Annotated in this window: 26 protein-coding genes; 14 read left to right on the top strand and 12 right to left on the bottom strand. The window is 48.1% G+C overall.

Translation table 11 applies throughout. From position 1 onward, the window contains the following. Positions 1 to 28 precede the first annotated feature (28 nt). From BMZ72_RS07530 to BMZ72_RS07570, 10 genes are read right to left on the bottom strand one after another with little or no spacing between them, the layout of a single operon-like run. Positions 29 to 457 (bottom strand): GPW/gp25 family protein, encoded by a 429-nt coding sequence (locus BMZ72_RS07530; protein ID WP_089806738.1) that lies wholly within the window; start codon positions 455 to 457, stop codon positions 29 to 31. Positions 458 to 469: 12 nt separating this feature from the next. Continuing rightward, positions 470 to 772: a PAAR domain-containing protein gene (locus BMZ72_RS07535; protein ID WP_089806740.1), complete on the bottom strand. Its 303-nt coding sequence runs from the start codon at positions 770 to 772 to the stop codon at positions 470 to 472. Between the two features lie 10 nt (positions 773 to 782). Further along, on the bottom strand, positions 783 to 2,594 hold the full coding sequence (vgrG, locus tag BMZ72_RS07540) for a type VI secretion system tip protein VgrG (protein ID WP_089806742.1): 1,812 nt from the start codon (positions 2,592 to 2,594) through the stop codon (positions 783 to 785). Between the two features lies 1 nt (position 2,595). Then, positions 2,596 to 3,264: a CIS tube protein gene (locus tag BMZ72_RS07545; protein ID WP_089806743.1), complete on the bottom strand. Its 669-nt coding sequence runs from the start codon at positions 3,262 to 3,264 to the stop codon at positions 2,596 to 2,598. Between the two features lie 3 nt (positions 3,265 to 3,267). Beyond that, positions 3,268 to 3,438, bottom strand: a complete 171-nt coding sequence (locus tag BMZ72_RS36500; RefSeq protein WP_177222716.1) for a DUF5908 family protein — start codon at positions 3,436 to 3,438, stop codon at positions 3,268 to 3,270. Positions 3,439 to 3,444: 6 nt separating this feature from the next. Next, the gene (locus tag BMZ72_RS07550; RefSeq protein WP_089806745.1) at positions 3,445 to 3,888 is read right to left on the bottom strand and encodes a phage tail protein; all 444 of its coding nucleotides are present in this window, start codon (positions 3,886 to 3,888) and stop codon (positions 3,445 to 3,447) included. A 6-nt stretch (positions 3,889 to 3,894) separates the two neighbouring features. Beyond that, positions 3,895 to 4,350, bottom strand: a complete 456-nt coding sequence (locus BMZ72_RS07555) for a phage tail protein (RefSeq protein ID WP_012791558.1) — start codon at positions 4,348 to 4,350, stop codon at positions 3,895 to 3,897. 48 nt (positions 4,351 to 4,398) lie between these two features. After that, positions 4,399 to 5,901 (bottom strand): phage tail sheath family protein, encoded by a 1,503-nt coding sequence (locus BMZ72_RS07560; protein ID WP_089806747.1) that lies wholly within the window; start codon positions 5,899 to 5,901, stop codon positions 4,399 to 4,401. 18 nt (positions 5,902 to 5,919) lie between these two features. Next, positions 5,920 to 6,729: a hypothetical protein gene (locus tag BMZ72_RS07565; RefSeq protein ID WP_089806749.1), complete on the bottom strand. Its 810-nt coding sequence runs from the start codon at positions 6,727 to 6,729 to the stop codon at positions 5,920 to 5,922. A 12-nt stretch (positions 6,730 to 6,741) separates the two neighbouring features. After that, positions 6,742 to 7,314: a Pvc16 family protein gene (locus tag BMZ72_RS07570; protein WP_012791555.1), complete on the bottom strand. Its 573-nt coding sequence runs from the start codon at positions 7,312 to 7,314 to the stop codon at positions 6,742 to 6,744. Between the two features lie 337 nt (positions 7,315 to 7,651). Here BMZ72_RS07570 and BMZ72_RS07575 point away from each other — a divergent pair, with 337 nt between their 5' ends. Continuing rightward, positions 7,652 to 9,706, top strand: a complete 2,055-nt coding sequence (locus BMZ72_RS07575; protein ID WP_177222717.1) for a glycosyl hydrolase family 18 protein — start codon at positions 7,652 to 7,654, stop codon at positions 9,704 to 9,706. Between the two features lie 116 nt (positions 9,707 to 9,822). On the opposite strand, the gene BMZ72_RS07580 is transcribed toward BMZ72_RS07575, so the two are convergent. Both BMZ72_RS07580 and BMZ72_RS07585 read right to left on the bottom strand, forming a co-directional pair. Next, complete coding sequence (locus BMZ72_RS07580) at positions 9,823 to 10,428, bottom strand: eCIS core domain-containing protein (protein WP_089806753.1); 606 nt, start codon at positions 10,426 to 10,428, stop codon at positions 9,823 to 9,825. A gap of 56 nt (positions 10,429 to 10,484) precedes the next feature. After that, entirely contained in the window at positions 10,485 to 10,784 is a 300-nt protein-coding gene (locus BMZ72_RS07585) for a hypothetical protein (protein WP_143087637.1), read from the bottom strand. A gap of 174 nt (positions 10,785 to 10,958) precedes the next feature. Between BMZ72_RS07585 and BMZ72_RS07590 the strand changes: the two genes are divergently transcribed. The 13 genes from BMZ72_RS07590 (at position 10,959) to nuoL (ending at position 23,797) form a co-directional block, all read left to right on the top strand. After that, positions 10,959 to 11,420, top strand: coding sequence for a PepSY-like domain-containing protein (locus BMZ72_RS07590; protein WP_089806756.1), 462 nt, complete (start codon positions 10,959 to 10,961; stop codon positions 11,418 to 11,420). A gap of 159 nt (positions 11,421 to 11,579) precedes the next feature. After that, entirely contained in the window at positions 11,580 to 12,011 is a 432-nt protein-coding gene (locus BMZ72_RS07595; protein WP_177222718.1) for a CBS domain-containing protein, read from the top strand. 203 nt (positions 12,012 to 12,214) lie between these two features. Next, positions 12,215 to 12,661: an NADH-quinone oxidoreductase subunit A gene (locus BMZ72_RS07600; RefSeq protein WP_089806758.1), complete on the top strand. Its 447-nt coding sequence runs from the start codon at positions 12,215 to 12,217 to the stop codon at positions 12,659 to 12,661. After that, positions 12,633 to 13,271, top strand: a complete 639-nt coding sequence (locus BMZ72_RS07605) for an NADH-quinone oxidoreductase subunit B (RefSeq protein WP_089806761.1) — start codon at positions 12,633 to 12,635, stop codon at positions 13,269 to 13,271. The genes BMZ72_RS07600 and BMZ72_RS07605 overlap by 29 nt, the downstream gene beginning before the upstream one ends. A 98-nt stretch (positions 13,272 to 13,369) precedes the next feature. Next, complete coding sequence (gene nuoC / locus BMZ72_RS07610; RefSeq protein ID WP_255373151.1) at positions 13,370 to 15,121, top strand: NADH-quinone oxidoreductase subunit C/D; 1,752 nt, start codon at positions 13,370 to 13,372, stop codon at positions 15,119 to 15,121. Positions 15,122 to 15,136: 15 nt separating this feature from the next. Continuing rightward, positions 15,137 to 15,601, top strand: coding sequence for an NADH-quinone oxidoreductase subunit NuoE (gene nuoE / locus BMZ72_RS07615; protein WP_089806765.1), 465 nt, complete (start codon positions 15,137 to 15,139; stop codon positions 15,599 to 15,601). Then, a complete protein-coding gene (gene nuoF, locus BMZ72_RS07620; RefSeq protein ID WP_089806767.1) occupies positions 15,598 to 16,878 on the top strand; it encodes an NADH-quinone oxidoreductase subunit NuoF in 1,281 nt (426 codons plus the stop codon). The genes nuoE and nuoF overlap by 4 nt, the downstream gene beginning before the upstream one ends. Before the next feature lie 11 nt (positions 16,879 to 16,889). Then, positions 16,890 to 19,589, top strand: a complete 2,700-nt coding sequence (gene nuoG / locus BMZ72_RS07625) for an NADH-quinone oxidoreductase subunit NuoG (RefSeq protein WP_089806769.1) — start codon at positions 16,890 to 16,892, stop codon at positions 19,587 to 19,589. A 6-nt stretch (positions 19,590 to 19,595) separates the two neighbouring features. Continuing rightward, complete coding sequence (gene nuoH, locus BMZ72_RS07630) at positions 19,596 to 20,552, top strand: NADH-quinone oxidoreductase subunit NuoH (RefSeq protein WP_089806771.1); 957 nt, start codon at positions 19,596 to 19,598, stop codon at positions 20,550 to 20,552. Positions 20,553 to 20,577: 25 nt separating this feature from the next. Further along, positions 20,578 to 21,093: an NADH-quinone oxidoreductase subunit NuoI gene (gene nuoI / locus BMZ72_RS07635; protein ID WP_089806773.1), complete on the top strand. Its 516-nt coding sequence runs from the start codon at positions 20,578 to 20,580 to the stop codon at positions 21,091 to 21,093. Between the two features lie 13 nt (positions 21,094 to 21,106). Beyond that, a complete protein-coding gene (gene nuoJ, locus BMZ72_RS07640) occupies positions 21,107 to 21,625 on the top strand; it encodes an NADH-quinone oxidoreductase subunit J (RefSeq protein WP_089806775.1) in 519 nt (172 codons plus the stop codon). Positions 21,626 to 21,628: 3 nt separating this feature from the next. Next, a complete protein-coding gene (gene nuoK, locus BMZ72_RS07645) occupies positions 21,629 to 21,937 on the top strand; it encodes an NADH-quinone oxidoreductase subunit NuoK (protein ID WP_012791451.1) in 309 nt (102 codons plus the stop codon). 3 nt (positions 21,938 to 21,940) lie between these two features. Further along, complete coding sequence (gene nuoL, locus BMZ72_RS07650) at positions 21,941 to 23,797, top strand: NADH-quinone oxidoreductase subunit L (protein ID WP_089806777.1); 1,857 nt, start codon at positions 21,941 to 21,943, stop codon at positions 23,795 to 23,797. Positions 23,798 to 23,805 lie beyond the last annotated feature (8 nt).

A 23,805-nucleotide genomic window follows, 5' to 3' on the forward strand; every position in this document is an offset into this window, starting at 1 on the left:
CGAATAGTTTATTCATCGCTTGTACGCGCTACGGCAGCAGATTGGGAGACGCAATGTTGGTGCCTTCCAGGAAATAAAACGGATAAACCATATTATGTCTGGTGTTGGTGGCAATGATGGTGTAATGTATCTGAAGGTGCAGCATACCGGCTGCCTGATCCTGCATCAGTATATCGGCGCCGGAGACGTGAACCCTGGGTTCGAAGTCGAGCAGGGCATGCGAGATCAGGTCATTGATCTCTGTCATCATTTCCGTGTCAGCAGGCTCAAATACCAGCCGGTGCAGATTACAGCCAAAAGTAGGTTGCATCAACCGTTCTCCCGGAATGGTACCCAGAATGATACGGATGCTTTCTTCTATATCAATCACGGCATGGCTCATCAGAGCGCTGCTGCCGGCTTTATCGAATGACGGGGGGAATGACCATCCCGTGCCGAGAAAAGAGTGAATCGCCATTTTTACGAATGTTTAACCTCCTATCAATACGGTGGGGCAACCGAGTACTATACTGCCACCATGTGCGGTGGTATCGCCCATACGGGCTGCCGGCTTTCCTCCTATCATAACTGTCGCGGAACCTTTAACGATCGCATCAGGAGGACCTACACAAACACAGTTATCGCCCAGCACAGCGGCAGGCATCTTCCCTATTAATACCGTTGGAACGCCCGGACCAACTATCGGTCCGCCGACATGTGGTATAGGTGGTAGTCCTGGCGTCTGCATCGGACAGGTATGCATATCAGTCAGTCTTGCTGCTGGTGTTCCCATTGTACAAATTTTAGTTGATCATCACCATACCGCCCTTGACAACTGTCTGGCCGGAGGCGGAAAGTTCAGCATTGGCTGTCCCTTTAGCCGTAAAGCCCACCTGGGCGGTCTGTTTGATATTCATGCCACTGATCTCCATATCCTGTGTGGCTTTCAGTTCTGCCTTACCAGTCGCATTTAAGGTAATATTACCGGTCGCTTTCAGGGTAATATCTTTCGGAGAATTCAGCAATATACCGCTATCGTCGAGTTTTATGCTATTATTATTCTGATCTTTTATTTCTATCGACTTTCCATCGTCACTCAGAGTGATCATATTATTGCCTGGTGTCGTGATCTTCAGGATCTTTTTATCGTCGTCAAAATTGATCTCCAGTTTACTACGGCTATAGAATGCCTTGGTATTATTCTTCTCATCGGCCTGTGTCACCGGGGGCGTTTTGCTCTTACTGAACAGGCTACCCAATACCACAGGAAAACGTGGATCGCTTTCCAGGAAACCGAGGATGACTTCATCACCCACCTCCGGACAAAACACCCCGCCTGCACCAGCAGTAGCGTAAAAGCTGGCCAGTCTGGCCCAGATACCTTTTTGTCCTTCCGCATTAGAAGCCGGCTTTACCTGTATTCTGTATACTGACGAAGGATCTTCTGAGATCTTGGCAACGGTGGCTAATTGCAATCCGTGGATAGCTGGCATCTGTCCGTTGGCTACCGTGTTGGAAAACTGTTCCTTTTCGAAGATCGGTTTGTCCGGCACACCAAACTGCACGTGTGTGGTCCACTGACCATCCTCCAGGACGTGCCTTACTTTATTGACAAATGCCGTCCCATCAAACTGCGGACCTACACCTTCCAGCTTTATGGTCTTACCTGGTAATGCCAGAGCGTTTCCGATAAAGGATACGTTGCCTTTAATCGCATTCATACGCATCCGAAGCAAGGTACTATCCGCCCAGATCTTCAGATCAGTCTGTGCAAGCGGGGCGCTGGAAATCAGTTTGAGCGCGGTCTGTCCCAGTTTTCCCGACAGGGTTGTGGCTGTGATCTCTCCCTGTTCATTAAGGGTAGGTTCAGCTGCTGCTGAAGAGATCAACGCGAGCGTTTGCGGGTCCCAGGCATAGGCTTCCAGGGAAGGCGCCTGTTTTTCCGCATTGATCTCTGCATTAAACGAAATGATCGAATCGCCGTAAGTAATATTCAACACGGGAGCAGCACTGAAATTCGGTTTTCCGATCGTGACCCCGTCGTCACCCGTTGTGGTGATAAAACCATTGAATGCTGCGCGGGCCAGGACAAAGTCCCAGTCTGTCGCCATCTTCTGAAAAAGCATCTCCTGTTGTGCCGAGGTGCTATCCACCTTGCTGCTCAGGCCATAAACACCCATCACTTTGGTCATCACGTCGCTGTCGGTCGTTTCGGCGAACTCTCCTTCCTTCTGTCCAAGTGTCATCTTCACCGCTTCGTGTTTACAGGTAAGCACCAGTTCAAACCCGGTGGACCTGTTAATACGTAGTGCCTGTTTTACGATAATACCTTTAAAAATGGATTGCTCCGTGTCATCGCCATATCCGGCGGTGACGGCGATCTTGCCACCGGGAACAAAATCCTTACGTCCGCTGGCGGGAAAATCACCGGCATCACCGGCAGCGCCGATATCACCGGTGCCTTCCACAAAAACGATCTCCGCAAAAGAGATCCTGTTGATCTCATGCGTGACCTGGATGGAAGATATAAAAACAGCCTCCTGGACGGCAGTGCCTTCCACAGAGACCGTGAATTTCAATGTAGGATCAGTAATGTTAGTCGGGCTTACGGGCATATTATACTTTCTTTAAAGGTGGAAAATACAACTCATCTCCCGGACGGATGGCATGAATACTGTTCAGGCCATTCACCCTTGCTACTTCCATGTAATAGGAAGCATCTCCGTAGATACGATAAGCCATCATAGGCAGGGTATCACCGGCTTTCACTGTTCTTATATGCGTCAGGTCGGGCGATTCTTTGGCAGCTTTCTGCTTTTTGCCTTTGAAGTCCGTAGACTGGGCAACGACCAGTTTCACCTCTGCCCGGAGGGCCGTGCCATCAGCGTTAAAGAGTTTATAGTTGGTTGTAAAACTGGTGCATACACCCCGGTATACCAGGTTCCCCCAGGTTATTTTCAGATAATTCGGCCGATGCACGGTTCCCTGATAGGAAAACATCAGGTATTTCAGGCGGTCGATATATCGGTCCACCGACATCCCATCCGGAATAGGAATAATACCTGTACCATCCACCAGGAGGTCCAGGTTAAAATCAGACTGTCCCATCCCCTTAAAGATCTGGGTAGGACTACTGGATCCGTCTTCTTTTGACAACTCGTACTGGGCGGAATAACTCAGCGAGTAGCTGGACGGATTGATTGTTGCGGCGATAGTACCGAGCAGCTGGTTCACACCTGCAGCATCAGCATAAGCCGCTATCTGCAGTTTTTTGATCTGTCCCATAGTTTATCGTTCGGCTTCGGTTTTCATCCTGTTCAGGATATTTTCTACACACTCTTTGATAATGCCTTCTTTCCAGTGGCGGAGGCTTTTTTCATCAGGTAGCACAGACCCTGTTTTTGCGGCGTCTGAAGAGATAGTCACCTTGATGACCAATTCCCTTATTTCAAGCGGCATGGCAGATCATTTAGTCGTTTCAAAATATTTATACGCCAGTTCAAGCGTCTCTATCACGATCTCCCCGGCACCCATGGCCTTTAAGCCGGAGACTTCCATTTTAACCGGGTATACGCCGTAGAATTTCCAGGAAGAAAGCGGTTTGCCCTTTTCATCAAGCAGCATCACCACAACGGTGGTCGGCTTGAAGGTAAAAGTGGAGAGGCTCTTTGTGACCCATTCTGTTACGACCGAGCCAATAAGCATTCCTCTCCGCAATACCAGATTACTGTATTTAGGAGGGGAAGGGAGTTTATAAACGAATTGGTTTTCTCCCCCTTCCCTGACCTCTTCCGGCGTTATGCTGACGGAAATACCGGTAACATCCTGAAAATTGCCTTCCTGCTTACCTGGATAGCTGATGAAGTTTACTTTGTAGTAAAACCCCACCGGTGGGTATGCGGGATCCATAGACTATTATTCAGAAATGGTTAAACCTTCATGCGCTACTTCCATAGTTTCTACAGCTATTTCGTTAGCGTCAGATTTCATATCAGTTACTGTGATCTTGCATGGGAATGCATTCTTCAGCGTCCAGCTCATTGCGATATCCTGTTTCTCATCGAGCAGGCTCACAACGATATTGATACGTTTGTAGGTATTCATGGTGATACCTTTATACTTATCCCACAGCGCTTTGTCTCCTTTGAAAATACCTTTCTTGAGAGTAACGTTGGAGAATTTCTGGATACCGGGCATTTTCACCGTTGAATAAACAGGGCTGCTGCCACCACGGTATTCTATGATCTGGGTTTCTGAAGATAATCCGGTTACTTCCTGGAATATCAGTTCAGCACCGTCCCACATGACCTTGAACGAAAATTTGACAAGAGGCCACGTGGACTGGGCCTGGGTAGAGCCGTCATCTGCCATAGTTATAAGCTTTTAATAGTAAAATAATAGGTTATTCAGATTGTCAGATTAAGATTGCTGCATCATCTGCTGGAACGTGATCACGATAAACTCGGCAGGTCTTACGATCGCTACTCTTACGGTGATCAGCATTTTACCATCCAGAATGTCCTGCGGCGTCATGGTAGAACCAAGACCCAGTTGTACGTCATAAGCCTGTTCCGGAGCAGCTCCTGCCAGTGCGCCCTGTTTCCAGAGGTTGTTCAGGAAGTTATCGATCATGGCTTTTACAGTTACCCAGGTAGTCGCATCATTTGGCTCGAATACATAAGTACGGGCAGCCAGTTTAATGGACTGTTCGATCATGATGAGGGTACGGCGTACGTTGATATAACGCCAGTCCTGGCTGTTACCATCCAGTGTTCTGCCACCCCAGATCAGTGTGCCGATACCCGGGAAAGGACGGATCACATTGATGGATTTACCCGCGAGTACGTCTACGTTCAGTTGTTTCTGTTCATCGGCAGAAATGTTCACTGCAGGTGCATTCACCATGCTGATAGATACGTTGGCGGGTGATTTCCATACGCCGCGGGAGCTGTCTACCAGTGTATAGATACCGGCGATGGCGCCACTTGGCGGCAACTCATTCAGTGTAGAACGGATCTCTTCCAGGATACTGTTGTATACCGGACTGGATGCTTTCAGTGACTGATGATAATTCTTCTTTGCATTGGCGTCAGGTGTAGCAATCGCCTTATAAGCTTTCACAACCTGTTTCGCCAGATCTTCCGGTAACAAAGCACCCAGATCAACAGCTGCATCCAGGTTTTCGAAATCAACTTCCGTATTCTGTACGATCGCTGTTTTCAACCATGGATAGTAAGCTGCGCCGTAGTTCAGTGCGTTGATACCGATCTTGTCTCTGAAGCTGGCTACAACGGTGTCAGTCGTGTCGGTCGGCCCTTGTTTCGCAAGATCAAAGATGCCGAAACGGCTCTGTGTTTTAGCACAGTGTGCCAGTACTTTTGTGTAGATGGTGTTGTAGGCTGCTTCACCCAGCGCGATAGCGTCAGGGATCGCCACCAGGGTCGGCTCAAACTCTTTTTCCAGCAACAGCAGGATGTCCGGTTTGGTGTCAGACCCGATAAAGTCGTCCAGAGAGATTTCCAGACCATCCGGCTTATCGCCGTAGGTGCCTACAGAAACGATGTAACAGTTACTGCCGCCGTTGGCGTAGAACAGACGGATACTGTTGTACAGATAGAAGGTGTTCTTTTCCTTGATCTGTACAACTTTTGACGCGCCATTGATGATAAAGGTCTCGCCTTTATAGTCAGCAGCAGGATCAGCGATGCTGAACTTTGGTTGGAAGCCTGCGCCGAAGAGTTCCACGAATTCCGCGAAGGAAGTTACACGGGTTGGTTTTTGCAGAAGCGATTTACCAAACCGTTCGGCTTTCTGTGTGTAGCCGATAAATACGGGAACTGCTGTTTCGACGGCGACGGCAGAACTGGGGAAGGCGTTTTTTTCCTCTATATAAACGCCCGGAGTCATGAGTGTTGAAGCCATAGCTGTGCGGATTTGAGTTTAGTATAAAAAGATTTCAGAGTATGCCTGAGTGCGGTCATATACAGCTATACCTGCGCCGGATACGGCGGTGATATCAGGAGATGGTAATGCCTGGATGATGGTCCGGTATTGCTCACTGTCACCTCCGCCCTCTACGAGCTGAAAGGTATAGGCTGACCGTTGTGATAACGTCAACGCCTGCTCGGAAATAAGTGTATAGACACGTTTTCCGTCTGGCAGCGTTATCTGTTGCGGTGCAGCAAATTGTATAGTACCACGGGCATCTACAATGGATGGTTTGGCAAGCGATGCAAGATCGTTGCTCATCAGGAAGTAAGACCACCTTGTTGCCTTTGCGGCGAAGCTGATTTCATATACCGGCAGCAGATCAGGCGTGAGTGTTAAGACAATCCTGGCAAACGGACGGGCAGAGATACCTCCATCAGTTGTTGATGCGGGGATGAGATCATCCGCAGAAACAAGCGCCTGCCTGTGCAATTTACCCGAAGCATATTCACGCTGATTGCTGAACAATAGCATTGTTCCGGGAACGTCCGTTTGCTGTAATGCGGTGTAGTTATAGAAATACTGATCCTGTAGATGTAACTCGAAAAGCAGCGTAATACGCTCCTGTAAAAGGGTCTGCCGATCAGTCCCGGCGGCATTGAAGAGCACGACGATCCTGTCCGGCAATCTGCGGAATAGTAACCCATAACGCCGCATTTCTGTTACTGTTTGTTGTGGCAGCAGCAAGCGTAGGTCCCTGAAACAATTATCAGCAAAGTAGCTGTGACGGAAACAGATCTCCGTCAGCAAAGCAAATCCCATTACTGTAAGTGTTTACAGAAGTTTATCGTTAGTTGAAATATCCGATACAGATGGCCTGTATTCTCTGATAATACTGTCGTCGAAAGTGAGCATACGCATTTTGTATACGACCGAAGGCATATACTTTGCGCCAAGTGTGGCCCACAGATTGTTTAAGCGATCTGTACCCATACTCTCCATCTCAAAGACAAGCTTATCGATACGTGGATCCAGCGATGGCGTGTTGTCGGATGTAAGCACATTGCGCGACTGGAAATAAGCCATGATAAAGGAGATAAACCGCAATGCTTCCGCATAGTTGTTCGCGGTAAAATATGCCGAAAACAGCACATACAGGTTGATGCATACAGGCGGCGTTGTCTTTGCCTGTACCAGTCCTGCATTGTAACCGGGCACACTTTTCCCTAACGCCTCCTTCTCAATGTTGATCAGCGTTACAAGTACCTTGTTTTCACCCTGCACAGCGACACTACCATCCTGGTTTACTATACCGGATAGTATGACTTTGTCCTCGTTTACATGCAACTGCCTGCGAAAGTGATTGTTGATCACTTCAGTGATGCATGAAAGGGTTTCGTAAATCATATGGCTAAATTTTCTCAGGAAGTTCTCAGCTCAGCTGAGGCGCACACGTGTTACCAGAGGCAATGCACAATGTTTTCTTTATAAATGATGCAACGTTAGTTTTTTACGTTGGTCTGATCTCCGGATATACCGGGCGGATAGTTAGGGTGCCAGGATCTTTTAACGGATAATGTTTTTCCTATTGAGGCACAAGATAGTAGTTAAATGAAATGAAAAAAATTTTATTTAACTGAATAATTAGCTATTTTTTAAAAATTATTATTACTCTTGCGCTTGCGTTGTCAGGTAAATCTCAATTCTTATGTACTCCCTTTTCAAAAATATCACTGGGATATTTTTGTTCCTCTTTATTTTTTTATTTACCGGGACGAAAATATACGCTAATGATGTACATACTTCCAGGTATGATACTACGCAACCAAAGACGATCAATCTGCCAGCCTTCCAGAAAGACACCACAGGAAAGGTAAAGCTGCTGCAGAAAATTGTTTCCGCTTTACAGTTCAGGCGAAATGCCCGGGCGCGTGAACAGCAACGTGTGATCGCTATCATCAGAACAGTGATGGCAGATTCTATGGTCGCCACTTCCGCAGATATTAAAAAGCTCAATGCCGAGTTATCATTACAACAGAATCAGCATTTTGATTCACTGCACGCACTGATCGATAAGATCATGTCTCGGCCCGAACCAGCGCCCACTCCTGACAATCCGGAAGAGGAAGTGATCGATACGCCCGTTGCGCCCGTCTCTGAAGCAGATGTAACAGCGCTCATTAATAAGATCATTCCGATTCTCCAGCAAAAAGAAGTGGAAGAAAGGAACAGCGCCGCCCAGCAGCAACGATTACAGAAGGTCCGCGAACTGTATGGTCGCGACCCCAACAAGATAGACACACTGCCTGTCAATGATTCTATCGGTAAAACCTATACCCTGCAACTGGGACATAAAGCCGCTGTTATCGGTATCCATCCTCACTGGATGAGCGATAAGTTCCTGCACTATAATTATACGACCATCAGTGAAGCAAACTATTACGGTTATACGACTGCTGTAAATACAGCCCGTATACCGGATTCAATACAGTTCTTCAACCTGGCGAACAATCGTACCTTTACTTTTTACGAAACCGATGCGGCCCATATAGATGCATTATTAAAGGATGAAACATCCCGTTTACATTGTGTAGACTCCCTCCTGCTTTTGCTAAGACAATATCAGGCGGAAGGCGTGAATGTATGGCTTAGTGCATTGAATAGTAAACAAAGAACCGCCTTTACAAGCTTTATCGGTCTGTTATATAATAACCTGATCAGCGCCAATCCGCAATACCGTTTAACCGTAACAGTACCTCCATTTGATGATGCGGCGGCTTATGATCTTCGGGCGCTGAACAACTTTACCACCCATTTCCTGGTAGACTTTACAAAAGCCAGCGGAACAAGTGCGGGTCCTTTATCTCCCATAAAAGGAGACGCCAGAAAGGCGATCGAACCAGTTATTTCCCGGCTGCTCAATCAGCAGATCCCGCCTTCCAAATTTATCCTGCTGTTATCTTATTATGGCACAGAATGGAAAAAAGGCGCTGACGGCAGAGACCTGTTCACCCGCTATGTATCTTATAGCGATATCAAAAAACGTTTCCCTTCCGACACCTCGGTTAATTATGACGAGGATGCCGTAGCTGCTGTCATCCGGGAGAGAGACGCAACAGGTACTATAACATCCGAAATATGGTTTGACGATGCCAGCACCCTGGATGTGAAATATGACCTTATCCTGAATACAGGTCTGGGAGGTGTGGCAGTCTGGCCACTGGGCGCTGATGATGGTTATGGAGAATTATGGGATGTGCTGACAGATAAATTCGTGCGCATCGATACTACCTTCCTGGCAACTGTTCCACTCGTGCCAGTAACGGAGCCTGCCTTAGGCTGGTGGGGACGCTTAATGCAGAAGCTGGGTCATGAAGCGCATGTATTGAAACTGATGTTCACCGATCCGTGTCAGCTGGACGAAGAAGAAAACGGACACGGACACAAGGATGATGACTTCTATTTCTATGTAGCCTTATGCTGTTTGCTTATCACTTTACTGATTGGTTTTCTCTACGGATATAATCTCCGTATGCAGGGCACCACATGGCCATGGCGGAAGACAGTATTGCGGATCTTGGTTGGGGCGGTATTCGTAACGGCATTCTTTGGTATAGTGGCAGCATTCCTCAACCGGGAAGTACCATTTGGTATTACACCTAAACTGGATAAAACCTCGAAGTGCGTGACGATCCCAATTCTCGACGCGCTATTGATATTTTCAGTCGGTATTATACTGGGAGTGATCATTACCAGGCTGCTGATCCGTCCTATGCTCACACACGAGGATAAGCCTTAACCCTGTTTAAAGGTGTTCGGTCCCATGACGGCGGCTATTGTTCTGCAGCTGTCATGGGACCGGGTATATTGATGATAAGATGATTGATACTTCTTTATTGACACACGAGCTACACCTTAACCCTGCTGAAGGCTTTTCTGTCCCATGACGTCGGCTTCTGTTTCCAGTCCGGGATCATCATTGACAGGTACACTTTCCTTTAACTGGGTAGTGGCCTGTACCCTGCCCTGTTTCTGTTGTACAACATGCCAGGCTTCATGCGGCAGGTGCTGTTCCTGTCCGGGAGCTACGTGTATATCCTTACCCTGTGCGTAAGCGTGGGCATTCAGCTGTGCGGGCTGGGAAGAGTTATAATGCACTTTCACATCTGACATATCGATACCTGACAAACTTTCTACGCCGGACTTGAGCTGGTCAGGCATACCCGTTTCATTGGCTTTCAGCTGAACGGCTGATTTAGCCTGTACCGGTAATTCTTCTTCATCAATAGCAGCCAGCTGCGCAGGCAATTCGTCCTCCATGGAGGCCATCTGTGCCGGCAACTCCTCTTCTATTCCCGCCAGCTGGGCAGGCATTTCTTCTTCCGGAAGTGACTGTTGCTGAACAGGCTCGCTTTTCAGGCGGGCTTCCACTGCTTTACGCTGGATACCCTGTGAAGACAGATTAGCGGCATTCGCGCGGGTAGCTGATTGTTCGCGCTCGCTATGATAAGTTTGTGTCATAAATAAAGGGTTAAGGATCGGGAAAAGTTACGGCTTTTTCGCCGCATTGTATACGATCAGGGAAATAAATCTTTACTCTTGTCAATGATCTGCTTCAAACGAAGGGTAAAGGTATCGCAGCAGCTTTTGCTATAAGAATAAAGCACTACGTCTCCATCCTCTGACCGGGATTCGATGTTCATTTCCACCAGATGGTCAGGATGCGATTTACAGCATTCCTGGCTGAACTGGTGGGTCAGGTAGGCGGCTATTCTCTCTGCTTTCGAGTTGTTAAAGCGGGCAGGAAGATTGTTAATGTAGTCGGCCATAGTGTTGTCAGGTACAAGCGACCTTTTAATTGCGCGGAATTGTATCATAAACCTATATTATGGGGAGAAAAAACGATACTGTAAAGTTACGGAGATCCGGGCAATTAGCAGGAAACAGGGATTTACTTTTATAAATGACGGATTTTGTTGTGAATCTGCGGTCTTTTTGCCGCTGTGCTGATTCTTTCATTAATTTTGTTGTGTTAATTAAAACACTCATTCATGAAACATCTCATTTTCATTTTCTTATTGGGAACCGGTATCGCCACTTACGCGCAGAAAAGCGATCAACCGGTAAATGTACCTGCCGCCGTTACCAAAAGTTTTCAGCAGCAGTTTCCCGCTGCCACAGGTGTTAAATGGAAGTTGAAAGATAACCAGTACAAGGCCGAATTCCACAAACACGACGTTTGGTATGATGCCAGCGGTAAACTGGTAAAACAGAAGGAAGATATCAAAGACGCAGATCTGCCTGCTGCCGTTAAACAGGCCGTTCAGCAGCAATTTGCCGGATATACTATCCATGACGTTGACAAACACACTGCCGGTACTGCTGTTACCTATAAAGTAGAACTGCAAAAGAAACCGGAGGAAAGAAAGGTAACTTTCAGCCCTGATGGTAAAGTGCTGGAAAACGTACTGGATAAGAAAGATAAGAAAGACAAAAAAGAAGGGAAAAAGTAAGCCCCTCACCGATATGACTACAAGCCGCCTCCTCCATAAGGCGGCTTTTCTGTTTTCGTCCCCCCGGGAGCGAATAATATTGTTTTCAGGGGTACCTCATGTTTTTTGCTAAAAAAGGCATAACTTAATAGTAGAATGCATTCCTTAAATCTTTTTGTCATGGATAAAGTTAGAGATATCCTGCAGATGAAAGGAAACCTGATTTACACAATCTGCATTACCTGCACTGTGTACGAAGCTTTGGAAGTTCTTGAAGAAAAAAATCTTGGCGCACTCGTAGTTGTGGACGAAAGTGGAAAATTGATTGGCATATTCACTGAACGGGATTACGCACGCAAAGTCGTCCTGAAGGGTCGGTCCTCAAAAGAAACTTACGTAAGGGACATCATGACGGATAGTCCGGTATTTGTTTCTCCTGACACTGACATTGAATATTGCATGCAATTGATGACGAATAAGTTCATCCGCCATCTCCCCGTTATTGAAAACAATGAACTGACCGGCATTATCTCCATCGGTGACATCGTTAAGCATGTCATCAGCAACAAAGACTTCATCATTCAACACCTGGAACATTACATCGTAAGCTAAGCACGTTACGAAAAACAACTCATTCTGCGCTATTAAGGTCAATTGGTTTTATTAAGAGATTGGAAAATCATCTTTCTTTTCAATTAAAAGACAGAATACATTGTATTCATCTTCAGGGGAAATTTTATGATTGGAAAATCACCTTTCTCTTCAGTTAAAAGACAGCATACATTGTATTCATCTTCAGGGAAAATTTTTATGTTATGGGAAACGAATCAGTCAGTGTTCCCTTATGGCCCCTGTTGCTATATGCCTGCCTGGTAGTCGTATTGCTCGCCGCCATTCTAACGTTGTCCTATATACTGGGACAGCATCACAATGACCGTGCGACCAACCGGCCCTATGAGGGAGGTATAGAACAGACAGGCAGCGCCCGCATCCGCTTCTCCGCACAATTTTACCTAGTCGCTATGCTCTTCGTCATCTTCGACGTGGAGGCCGTGTTCATTATGTTATGGGCACTCGGGTTCTATGAACTCGGATGGCCAGGTTACATCGGCGCCGCTATATTTATAGGTCAGCTGGCCGTTGTACTGATCTATGAATGGGGTATCGGTGCGCTGAACATCGGCGCTGACGCCAAAAAGATCTTAAAATTCCACAAACAAAAACAAGAGAAGAATGAAATGGTGGTTAAGCAAACCGGGTGATCAGTCCGGACATCTTTCAGGCAATGGCAGCATGGAAGAAGCTGTCAGCAGAAGTATCATGCTGACAACCGTACAGGACCTCCTGGCATGGGGTCGTAAAAATTCCATGTGGCCTTTTCACTTCGGACTGAGTTGCTGTTTCGTGGAAATGGCCACCAGTATTACCAGCAAATATGATGTCGCCCGATTCGGTGCAGAAGTGATCCGTGGCACGCCGCGTGAAGCAGACGTCATGGTCATTGCGGGTACCGTATTTATTAAAATGGTGCCCATCATCAAACGCCTGCACGAACAGATGATGGAACCCCGTTGGGTCATCTCCATGGGTAGCTGCGCCAACAGCGGAGGCATGTATGATATCTACAGTGTTGTGCAGGGCGTAGATAAATTCCTGCCGGTGGATGTATATGTACCTGGCTGCCCACCACGACCAGATGCATTTATGCAGGGACTCGTATTACTTGGCGACGCTGTCGGAAAAGAAACCCGGCCGCTTAGCTGGATGATCGGAGAACAGGGTGTGATCAAACCCGCACAGCCTTCCATGAAAGAACAGAAACGGGAAGAACGTGCGAAGATGACCACGTTCAGGGGAGTTGATGAGATATGAATATCAATTAAGAATTAAGAATTAAGAATTAACGCGAAGATCTCCGCTGCATTAATAATTGTTAATTCCTAATTGAAAAGAATACAGGCACTAAACTAATAGACCTCATGCAGACTGCCGACAACAACATACTAACACTTCTCCAGCAATGCCTCGCACAGGATGCTTTGCACCAACAAAACACAGCTGATGGTCTGCTCACCTTATGGGTTCGCAAAGCCGATATTGTCAGTACCGTGCAGTTCCTGCAACAAAACGCTTACCTGTCGTTATACGATCTCTGTGGTATTGACGAACGCGACAGGGCCCGCAAAGAGCAGCTCCCTGTCGCAGACTTCTCGGTAGTCTACCTGCTCTTCTCATTCAAAGACAACAACTTCATCCGACTCAAAGTGCCACTGACCGGTGAATATCCCTCCCTCCCCTCCATCACTGCTATCTTCCCAAATGCAAACTGGTACGAACGCGAAATCTACGATATGTTTGGCATCCGCTTCGATGGCCATCCACATCTGCAACGTCTGCTGATGCCGCAAAGCTGGCAGGGACATCCCTTACGTAAAGAACACCCCGCCCGTGCCACTGAAATCGGCCCGTTCCGTCTCTGGGATGAAAAGCAGGACGCTGAACAGGAAGCCCTTCGCTTCAAACCGGAAGAATGGGGTATGCAAACGCATAGCGATGATGCCGATTTTATGTTCCTGAATATCGGTCCGCAACACCCCGGCACACACGGTGTATTACGCATCATACTACAACTGGATGGTGAAGAAATTGTAGACGCTGTCCCTGAGATTGGCTTCCACCACCGGGGTGCAGAGAAAATGGGAGAACGCCAGAGCTGGCACACGTACATCCCTTATACCGACCGTATTGACTATCTGGGAGGTGTCATGAATAATCTCTCCTATCTGCTCGCCGTAGAACAGCTGGCAGGTATCACTATCCCCGACCGCGCGCAAGTCATCAGGGTGATGCTCTGCGAATTGTTCCGCATCAATAGTCACCTGGTATGGTTCGGCACCTTTGCACAGGACCTCGGACAACTATCCCCTGTATTCTATATGTTCACCGAAAGGGAAAAGATATTTGATGTGATAGAAGCAGTCTGCGGTGGCAGAATGCATCCTAACTGGTTCCGTATCGGTGGTGTGGCACAGGACCTCCCCAATGGATGGGATACACTGGTACGTGATTTTGTAAACCGCTTCCCTGCCAAACTGAAAGAATTTAATGACATGGTACTGCGCAATAGCCTTATTAAAGCGCGTACAAAAGGCATCGGCGTATATACGCTGGAAGAAGCGATCGAATGGGGTGTAACCGGCCCCGGTTTACGTGCCTGTGGCTTCGACTGGGACTTCCGTAAGAAACGTCCTTACTCCGGTTATGAAATGTTTGATTTTGATATCCCCATTGCGCAGCATGGCGATTGCTATGACAGATCTGTCGTGAGAGTAGAAGAAATGAGACAAAGTCTGCGCATCATCGAGCAGTGTCTGAATAATATGCCTTCGGGCAATTACAAGGCAGATCATCCGCTCACCACACCTCCTATCAAAAAACATACAATGCAGGATATTGAAACACTGATCACCCATTTTCTCAATGTCAGCTGGGGTCCGGTTATTCCGCCGGGAGAAGCCATGAGCTGTGTGGAGGCCACTAAAGGCGCTACCAGTTACTACCTGATCAGTGACGGCAATACCTCCTCTTACAGAACGCGTATACGAACGCCCTCGTTCCCTCATATGCAGATGGTCCCCTATATCAGCAAAGGATATACGGTAGCCGACCTGCTGTCTATACTGGGAAGCGTGGACTATGTGCTGGCAGATATTGACAGATAGTCAAATCAAATGCTTATGCTTAGTACTACTGAAAAGGAAGCGATCGATCATGAGATCGGACTGGTGCCTCATAAAAGAGCCACTGTCATCGAGGCACTGAAGATCGTACAACAACATCGCGGATGGATCAGCGATGACAGCGTAGAAGAAATTGCTGACTACCTCGGTATCAGTCCGGCCGAGGTGGACAGCGTAGCTACCTTCTATAATCTCATCTTCCGCAAGCCTGTCGGACGACATGTCATCTTACTCTGCGACAGCATCTCCTGCTACGTCATGGGATATAAAGGTCTCTATGCCGCTTTACAACACAAACTACACATCAGTTTCGGACAAACATGTCCGGATAACCGTTTCACACTTTTACCCAATGCCTGTCTGGGTTGCTGTGATCATGCGCCTGCCATGATGATAGACAAAGACCTCTACAGAGATATTACGATTGAACAGCTGGATGATATCCTGAAAAAATATGCATGATGACAGAACGCCCGCTTACAAGAAATATATATCCTGATCGTCCTCCGATGAATCTGAAGGAGTACGAGCAAACCGGTGGATATGCGGCCCTCAGAAAAGTATGCAGTAGTATGGACCCTGCTGCCTTACAAAAACTGGTGCAGGACAGTAACCTCAAGGGCCGTGGTGGTGCTGGCTTCAGTACGGGTATGAAATGGAGTCTGATTCCCATGGACGATAAAGCAGCACGTCCCAAATACCTGATCGCCAATGCAGACGAAATGGAACCCGGTACCTTCAAAGACCGCCTGTTACTGGAAGGCAATCCTCACCAGCTGATAGAAGGCATGATACTCGCCGCGTATGCCATCCAGGCAGATATTGCCTATGTATTCCTCCGCTGGGCCTATCATGAAGCAGCTGCACTGATCCGCAAGAGTATCCAGGAAGCTTACGACGCAGGTTATCTGGGAACGGATATACTGGGCAGTGGCTTTCATCTCGAAATGTACCTCCATACAGGTGTGGGCCGCTATATGTGTGGCGAAGAGACTGCCCTGCTCAATGCGCTGGAAGGTAAACGGGCTACGCCCAGAGCGAAACCGCCTTTCCCGCAGATCAGCGGACTCTTTGGAAAACCCACCATTGTCAACAATGTCGAAACGCTGTGCTGCGTACCGCATATCGTCAATAACGGCGCAGCATGGTTTAAGGGACTCAGCTACAGCGAAGATGGCGGCACCAAGGTATATGGCGTCAGTGGTAAAGTAAAAAGACCCGGCGCATGGGAGCTTCCTATGGGTGTGACGATGCGCGAACTGATAGAAGAACATGCCGGTGGTATGAAATCTGGATATGAGTTAAAAGGCGTATTACCGGGCGGCGCGTCTACCGACTTTCTGACCACACAGCATCTTGATATTAAAATGGATTATAAGTCCGTCGCAGCTGCAGGCAGCCGCCTCGGTACAGGTACCATGATCGTACTGGACTCCGGTACCTGTCCGGTAGGTTTCGTGCACAACCTGCAGCATTTCTTTGCACAGGAAAGCTGCGGATGGTGTACCCCCTGTCGCGAGGGACTACCCTGGGTAGAAAAGATCCTGCTGGCCCTTGAAAAAGGTGATGGCAAACCCGAAGATATTGAACTCTTACAGATGCATACACAGTTCCTGGGGCCGGGTAATACGTTCTGCGCACTGGCTCCCGGTGCTATGGAACCATTACAAAGCGCACTAAAATATTTCATGGAGGATTTTGAGAAACATGTGGAGCATAAAAAGTGCCCATATGACTAAATAGCTAAACAATGCCACGCATATACATAGATAATATGCCTTTCGAAGTGAAAGCAGGTAAGAACCTGCTGGAGGTCTGCCTGAGCCTGGGCATTGACCTTCCCTACTTCTGCTGGCATCCTGCCATGGGCAGTATCGGCGCCTGCCGGCAATGTGCTGTCAAAGTGTACAAAGACGCTGAAGATACCAAAGGGCGTATCATGATGAGCTGTATGGAAAGTGTAAAGGACGACCTGCGTATTTCTGTCTGTGATCCCGGCGCAAAGGCATTCCGCGCACAGGTAATAGAATGGCTGATGACCAATCACCCGCATGACTGTCCGGTATGTGATGAAGGCGGCAGTTGCCACCTGCAGGATGTCACCGTTATGACCGGACACGATTACCGGCGTTATGAATTTAAAAAACGTACCTATACCAATCAATATCTTGGTCCGCTGATCAACCATGAAATGAACCGCTGTATACAGTGCTATCGTTGTGTACGATTCTACAGGGATTATGCCGGTGGTAAAGACCTGAATGTATTCTCCGCACATAATCATGTGTATTTCGGCAGAGAAAAGGACGGCGTGCTGCAAAGTCCTTTTAGCGGTAACCTGGCAGAGGTCTGTCCTACCGGCGTATTTACAGATAAAACACTCAAAGAGCATTATACCCGTAAATGGGATCTGACCAATGCACCCGCCATTTGTCAGCATTGCAGTCTGGGATGTAATATCATTGCCGGAGAACGTTACGGTCAGCTACGTAGTATCGTCAACCGTTATAACAGCGAGGTCAATGGTTATTTCCTGTGCGATAAAGGCCGCTTTGGCTATGAATTCGTCAACAGTGAAAACCGTATTACACAAACACTGATCCGTCATCGTGCAGCGGAAGCGGTAGATGAACAGACCCTGATGAATCATCTGCCGCATATCCTGACTGGTCATACGGTGATCGGTATTGGTTCGCCGAGAGCCTCTATCGAGAGTAATTATGCCCTGATGGAACTGGCAGGCAAAGAATGTTTTTACCAGGGATTACCCGATAACCAGGTATTTCTGGAACAAAAGATCGCTGACATCCTTTCAGCAGGCACTATTCATACCCCTTCTCTAAAAGAGATCGAACAGGCGGACGCCGTACTGGTACTAGGAGAAGACATCTGGAATACGGCTCCCATCATGGCACTGGCAGTACGCCAGTCCGTTATGAGAACAGCCGCCGCACACGTACAGGAACAGGTACCCGTCCCTGGCTGGCATGATGCCGCCTTAAAAGAACTGGCCCAGGAAAGCAAGGGTTTTCTGGCGAATATGAGTATACTTTCTTCTCCGCTGGATGAGATAGCCGCCGTTCAGGTACATGGCACACCTGATGATATGGCTCGTCTGGGCTTCCAGATCGCACACCTGCTGAATAATACACTACCGGCAGTTGACAATGCAGCTGACACGCTGCTACACAATGCTACAATGATCAGCCAGCAGTTACTGCTGGCCAGACACCCGGTAATTATCACAGGTACCTCTTCGGGTAGCGAAGCACTGATCAGGGCAGCTTATGATATCGCGGCGGCGCTTCAAAACGAGGAGCGACACCCCGGACTTGCCTTTGTATTACCCGATTGCAATAGCATGGGGCTCGCCATGACCGGCGCATCTTCTTTTGAAAAAGCGCTGGCGATCGTACAAAAGAACCCGGACGTCACCGCTGTCATCCTGGAAAATGACCTCTACAGGAATATCCCGGCCGATCTGGTAGACACCTTCTTCAGTAAATGCCGGCAGGTGGTTGTACTGGATACACTCCACAACCGCACCACTGAAAAGGCGGATGTATTGATACCGGTAGCCACCTTCGCAGAAGGCGATGGCACATTCATCAATAATGAGGGACGGGCCCAACGGAGCTACCAGGTATTCATGTCTCCCGATAAAGTGCTGAAAGAGGCCTTTAAATGGCTTTTTGAGATGAAGGTGATACGCAGAGCCATTTCAAATGGTCATGACGTACATCCGGACGAAATGCTGGCAGGATTGGAAAGGGCTTATCCGCAGTTCAAAGGTATTGCCGATGTGGTCCCCTCACATGCATTTCGTATACACGGATCGCGTATTCCCCGGGAATCGCAGCGTTACAGTGGACGCACTGCCATGCAGGCCAATAAAGCCGTCAGCGAACCAAAACCACTCCAGGATGATGATTCTCCCCTGTCATTTACCATGGAAGGCTACCGGGGAATGCCACCTGCCCCGCTGATCCCTTATTTCTGGGCGCCGGGATGGAATTCTGGTCAGGCAGTGAACAAATACCAGCAGGAAACAGGGGGTGCTTTAAAAGGGGGGGATCCGGGTATCCGCTTATTCAGAGAAACTGGTGCTATACCTGCCTATTTCCAGGATATACCGGACGCTTTCAGTCCCCGGCAGGGAAAATGGTTCCTGTTACCACAATATCAGTTATTCGGCTCAGGCGAACTCAGTATCTATACCAAAGGTATAGCAGCCCTTTCTCCGGAACCCCGGGCCATTCTTTCTGCACGGGATGCCGCCTCGCTGAACATGGCAACAGGAGACCTGCTCTCTGTACAGACAGATAACAGAACCTACCAGTTTCCACTGGAAACAAGAGATGATCTGCAGGATGGCATCGTCATACTCACGGCAGGACTAAAAGGGATGGACGCATTGAGTTGGGGCACATGGGTAAATCTTTTTAAATAACGCGACATGACAGTAATGCAACATATCTGGATCGTATTGGGCGTACTTTTCGTATTCCTGAATATAGCGGCAGGACTGATATGGGTAGAACGCAGACTGCTTGCCATGTGGCAGGACAGATTAGGGCCTAACAGGGCCGGTCCTTTAGGTTTGATGATCGTGCTGGCAGATACCCTCAAGTTGTTCTTTAAAGAGGACTGGATCCCTCCTTTTGCCGATAAATGGGTATTCATCTTCGCGCCCGCTATTGTCGTGGCCAGTGTGCTGATGAGTTTTGTGATCATCCCCTTTGCACCCGGCATTCTCGTGGCCGATCTCAACGTCGGCTTACTCTTCTTTCTTGCCATGTCATCCCTCGGTGTGTACAGCATTGTACTGGGGGGATGGGCTTCCAATAATAAATATTCGCTGTTAGGGGCCCTGAGAGGAGCTTCCCAGATGATCGCCTATGAGGTCTTTATGGGCCTTTCACTCATGGGCGTCGTTATGCTGAGCCGTTCTTTCAACCTGGCGGAGATTGTTGCTGCACAGGAGAAGGTATGGTTCGTTTTTCTGCAGCCAGTCGGATTTGTGATCTTTTTTATCGCCGGACTAGCAGAAACCCACCGCTTACCCTTTGATATTCCGGAGTCAGAAAGTGAACTGATCGCCGGTTTCCACGCAGAGTATTCCGGGATGAAATTCGGTATGTTCTTCATCGGGGAATACCTGGGTATTACGCTCATATCTGCCATGACAGTGACCCTGTTTTTTGGCGGATGGTTAGGCCCTGCGTTCCTGCCACCCGTTGTGTGGTTCTTTCTGAAAACATTTGTATTCATCGGATTATTCATTCTGCTGAGAGCTTCATTGCCCCGGCCACGATATGATCAGTTACTGGAATACGGCTGGAAACTGCTGTTACCCCTGGTATTGGTCAATCTACTGGTAACAGGCGCTATCGCACTCTGGATGAAACATTAGCAGATAAACATAAAAACCTGTAACAATGATCAGTCATCTGCGCACCATGTGGTTAGTCTTTCTGCATCTCTTTCACAAAAGGGAAACCATTCAATATCCGGAAGAAAAAGTAGCCATGCGTCCCCGCTGGCGCGGACGTATCGTATTGACAAAAGATCCTGACGGTGGAGAACGCTGTGTAGGATGTTATCTCTGCGCTGCCGCCTGTCCGGTGGACTGTATCGCCCTTCAGGCGGCAGAAGACGAAAACGGACGTCGCTATCCGGAGTTCTTCCGGATCAATTTTTCCCGTTGCATCTTCTGTGGTTATTGCGAAGAGGCTTGTCCGACTTACGCCATTCAGCTCACCCCGGACTTTGAAATGGCAGAATACAGAAGACAGGACCTCGTTTACGAAAAAGAAGACCTGCTGATAGATAGTCAGGGCAAATACCCTGGTTACAATTTCTATAAAATGGCAGGACTCAGTGCCGGCGTAAAAGAAAAGGGCAAGGGAGAAAATGAAGAAGCGCCGGTAGATATCAAAAGCTTATTACCCTGAAAAATGTATTGCCATGCCGATACTCTTCTATCTCTCGTCAGCGGTAGCGATCATTGCTACGATTATGGTCATCACGCGTTACCATCCTATACACGCATTGCTGTATCTCGTGGTATCCTTCCTGGCTATTGCGATGGTCTTTCTTTCCCTGGGCGCACCATTCGCAGCAGCATTAGAAGTGATCGTGTATGCAGGCGCGATTATGGTATTGTTCATTTTCGTGGTGATGATGCTGAATCTCGGAAAAGAGACCGCTGCTCAGGAGAAAGACTGGCTGCGTCCTGCCGTATGGATCGGACCGGGCGTACTCACGCTGGTATTGCTGATGGAAATGAGCATACTCCTGTTGGCGCCTCCGCAAAGAAATGTCGCCGTAGCCGTAGTGACACCTAAACAGGTGGCGCTTTCACTATACGGAGAGTACATTATTGCCGTTGAACTGATCGGCTTTTTACTAACGACGGGAATTGTAGGCGCTGCGCATATCGGCAAACAAAAGAAGAAAAGTCTGCACAGATTTTTACAAGCATAACATATGGCACCCATCTCTGCACATACGGTCCTTATTGTCGCCGCCATCCTGTTTGTACTGGGACTCGCCGGCGTGCTCACCCGGAAGAACATCATCTTTATGCTGATCTCGATAGAGATCATGTTAAATGCCGCCGGACTTGCCTTCATTGCTGCCGGTTCCAGGTGGCAGCAGCCCGACGGACAGATCATGTACCTGTTCATTCTGGCAATGGCAGCTGCAGAAGTATCTGTGGCGCTGGCGATGGTCTTACAGATCCATCATCAGCATAAGACGCTGGATGTGGAAGATCTGAGAGAATTAAAAGACTAAGCCATGCAACAGTATCTTTATCTTATTCCGGCAATGCCGCTGATCGGCTTCCTGTTACTGATAACAGGGGGCGCACAGTTCCCCCGGTATGTTACCGCTATGATTGGGGCCGGCAGCATATGCGTGTCTGCCATCATCGCGATCACAATGGGTGCGCAGTTCTTACTATATCCGCCCCTGGAAGGCGTATATCATCAGCAGTTATGGCACTGGTTCAATATCGGAAAACTACATGCAGATATTGGCCTCCAGCTGGATGCAATGTCGCTGGTTTTTGTCTGCATCATCACGTTTATAGGCGCGTTGATACATATCTACTCCATTGCCTTTATGGAACATGACCGGGACTATGCGCGTTTTTTTGCATCAATGAACCTTTTTGTATGTTCCATGCTGCTGCTGGTCATGGCTAACAACCTGGTGTTGTTATACCTGGGCTGGGAAGGCGTAGGCTTATGCAGTTTTCTGCTGATCGGGTTCTGGTATGAAAGTGAGGCCAACTGCATGGCAGCCCGAAAAGCATTTGTGATCACCCGTATCGGAGATACAGCGATGATCATTGGTTTGTTCCTGTTATTCAGGGAACTGGGTACGCTGAATATCCGGGAGATACTGGCGCTCGCGCCACAATACTTTACAACAGGTAATACAACTGTCACCTGGATTGCCCTCCTGTTACTGGCGGGAGGTATGGGTAAATCAGCTCAGCTACCCTTACAGACCTGGTTACCCGATGCCATGGCTGGTCCCTCTCCTGTCAGTGCACTGATCCACGCGGCTACGATGGTAACAGCTGGCGTATACCTCATTGCCAGGATGCATACCATTTTCGAACTATCTCCTTTTACCATGCATCTTACGGCAATTATTGGGGCGCTGACACTATTGGTGGCTGGCTGTAGTGCCATGGTACAGACAGATATCAAAAGAATACTGGCTTATTCAACGATCAGTCAGATCGGCTATATGTTCCTGGCCCTTGGCGTAGGTGCCTGGAGTGCTGCCATCTTCCATTTCTTTACGCATGCCTTTTTCAAAGCCCTCTTATTCCTTGCTGCCGGTGCGGTTATAGAAACCCTGCATCATGAGCACAACATCTTTAAGATGGGTGGACTCAGAAAAGACATGCCTTTGATCTTCCGCACCTTCATCATCGGTGCGGCAGCACTGGCGGCAGTACCTTTTGTTACCGCGGGCTTTTTCAGTAAAGATGAAATACTCTGGTTTGCCTGGAGCGCAGCGGGTGGGCATCCTTTACTATGGGTTACAGGGCTGTTAGGGGCCTTTATAACCGCTTTCTATTCCACCCGGCTGATCTTAGTCGTATTCTGGGGAGAAAGGCAAACTACGCCCGGAAAACTACCATCCAGCGCTATGAATATTCCACTGGTGATACTGGCGATCTTCTCCATCGGCGCCGGATGGATCCATTTACCACATCTGACACAGGTATTACCCGAAACAGTTTTGAAACCTGCACATCCCGAAGAGATCATCTTCCAGTTCATCGCCATATTCTCCACTTTACTGGGCATCATGACGGGATATATGCTGTACTATCTCTATCCACATACGATCAGGGGCTGGAAGGAGTCTGAAGGCTTAATGTCTGTGAGGAACTTCTTTTATGCCGGCTGGAAATTCGATCAGTTGTATGATGTACTGTTTGTCAGACCGTTTGTCTTTATCACACAGGTGAACAGAAATGATGTGACTGACAAGATTTACAGTGGCATTGCCACCATACATCTGCAGCTGAACAGATTCCTTTCTGTTTCTCAGAATGGTTCTCTTCGCTGGTATGTGGCAGGTGTGCTGATAGGTATCTTATTCATCATCACTTTACAAATACTACGATGATACTGCTA

Source organism: Chitinophaga sp. YR627, from assembly GCF_900114995.1.
In the GTDB taxonomy this organism is placed as follows: Bacteria; Bacteroidota; Bacteroidia; order Chitinophagales; family Chitinophagaceae; genus Chitinophaga.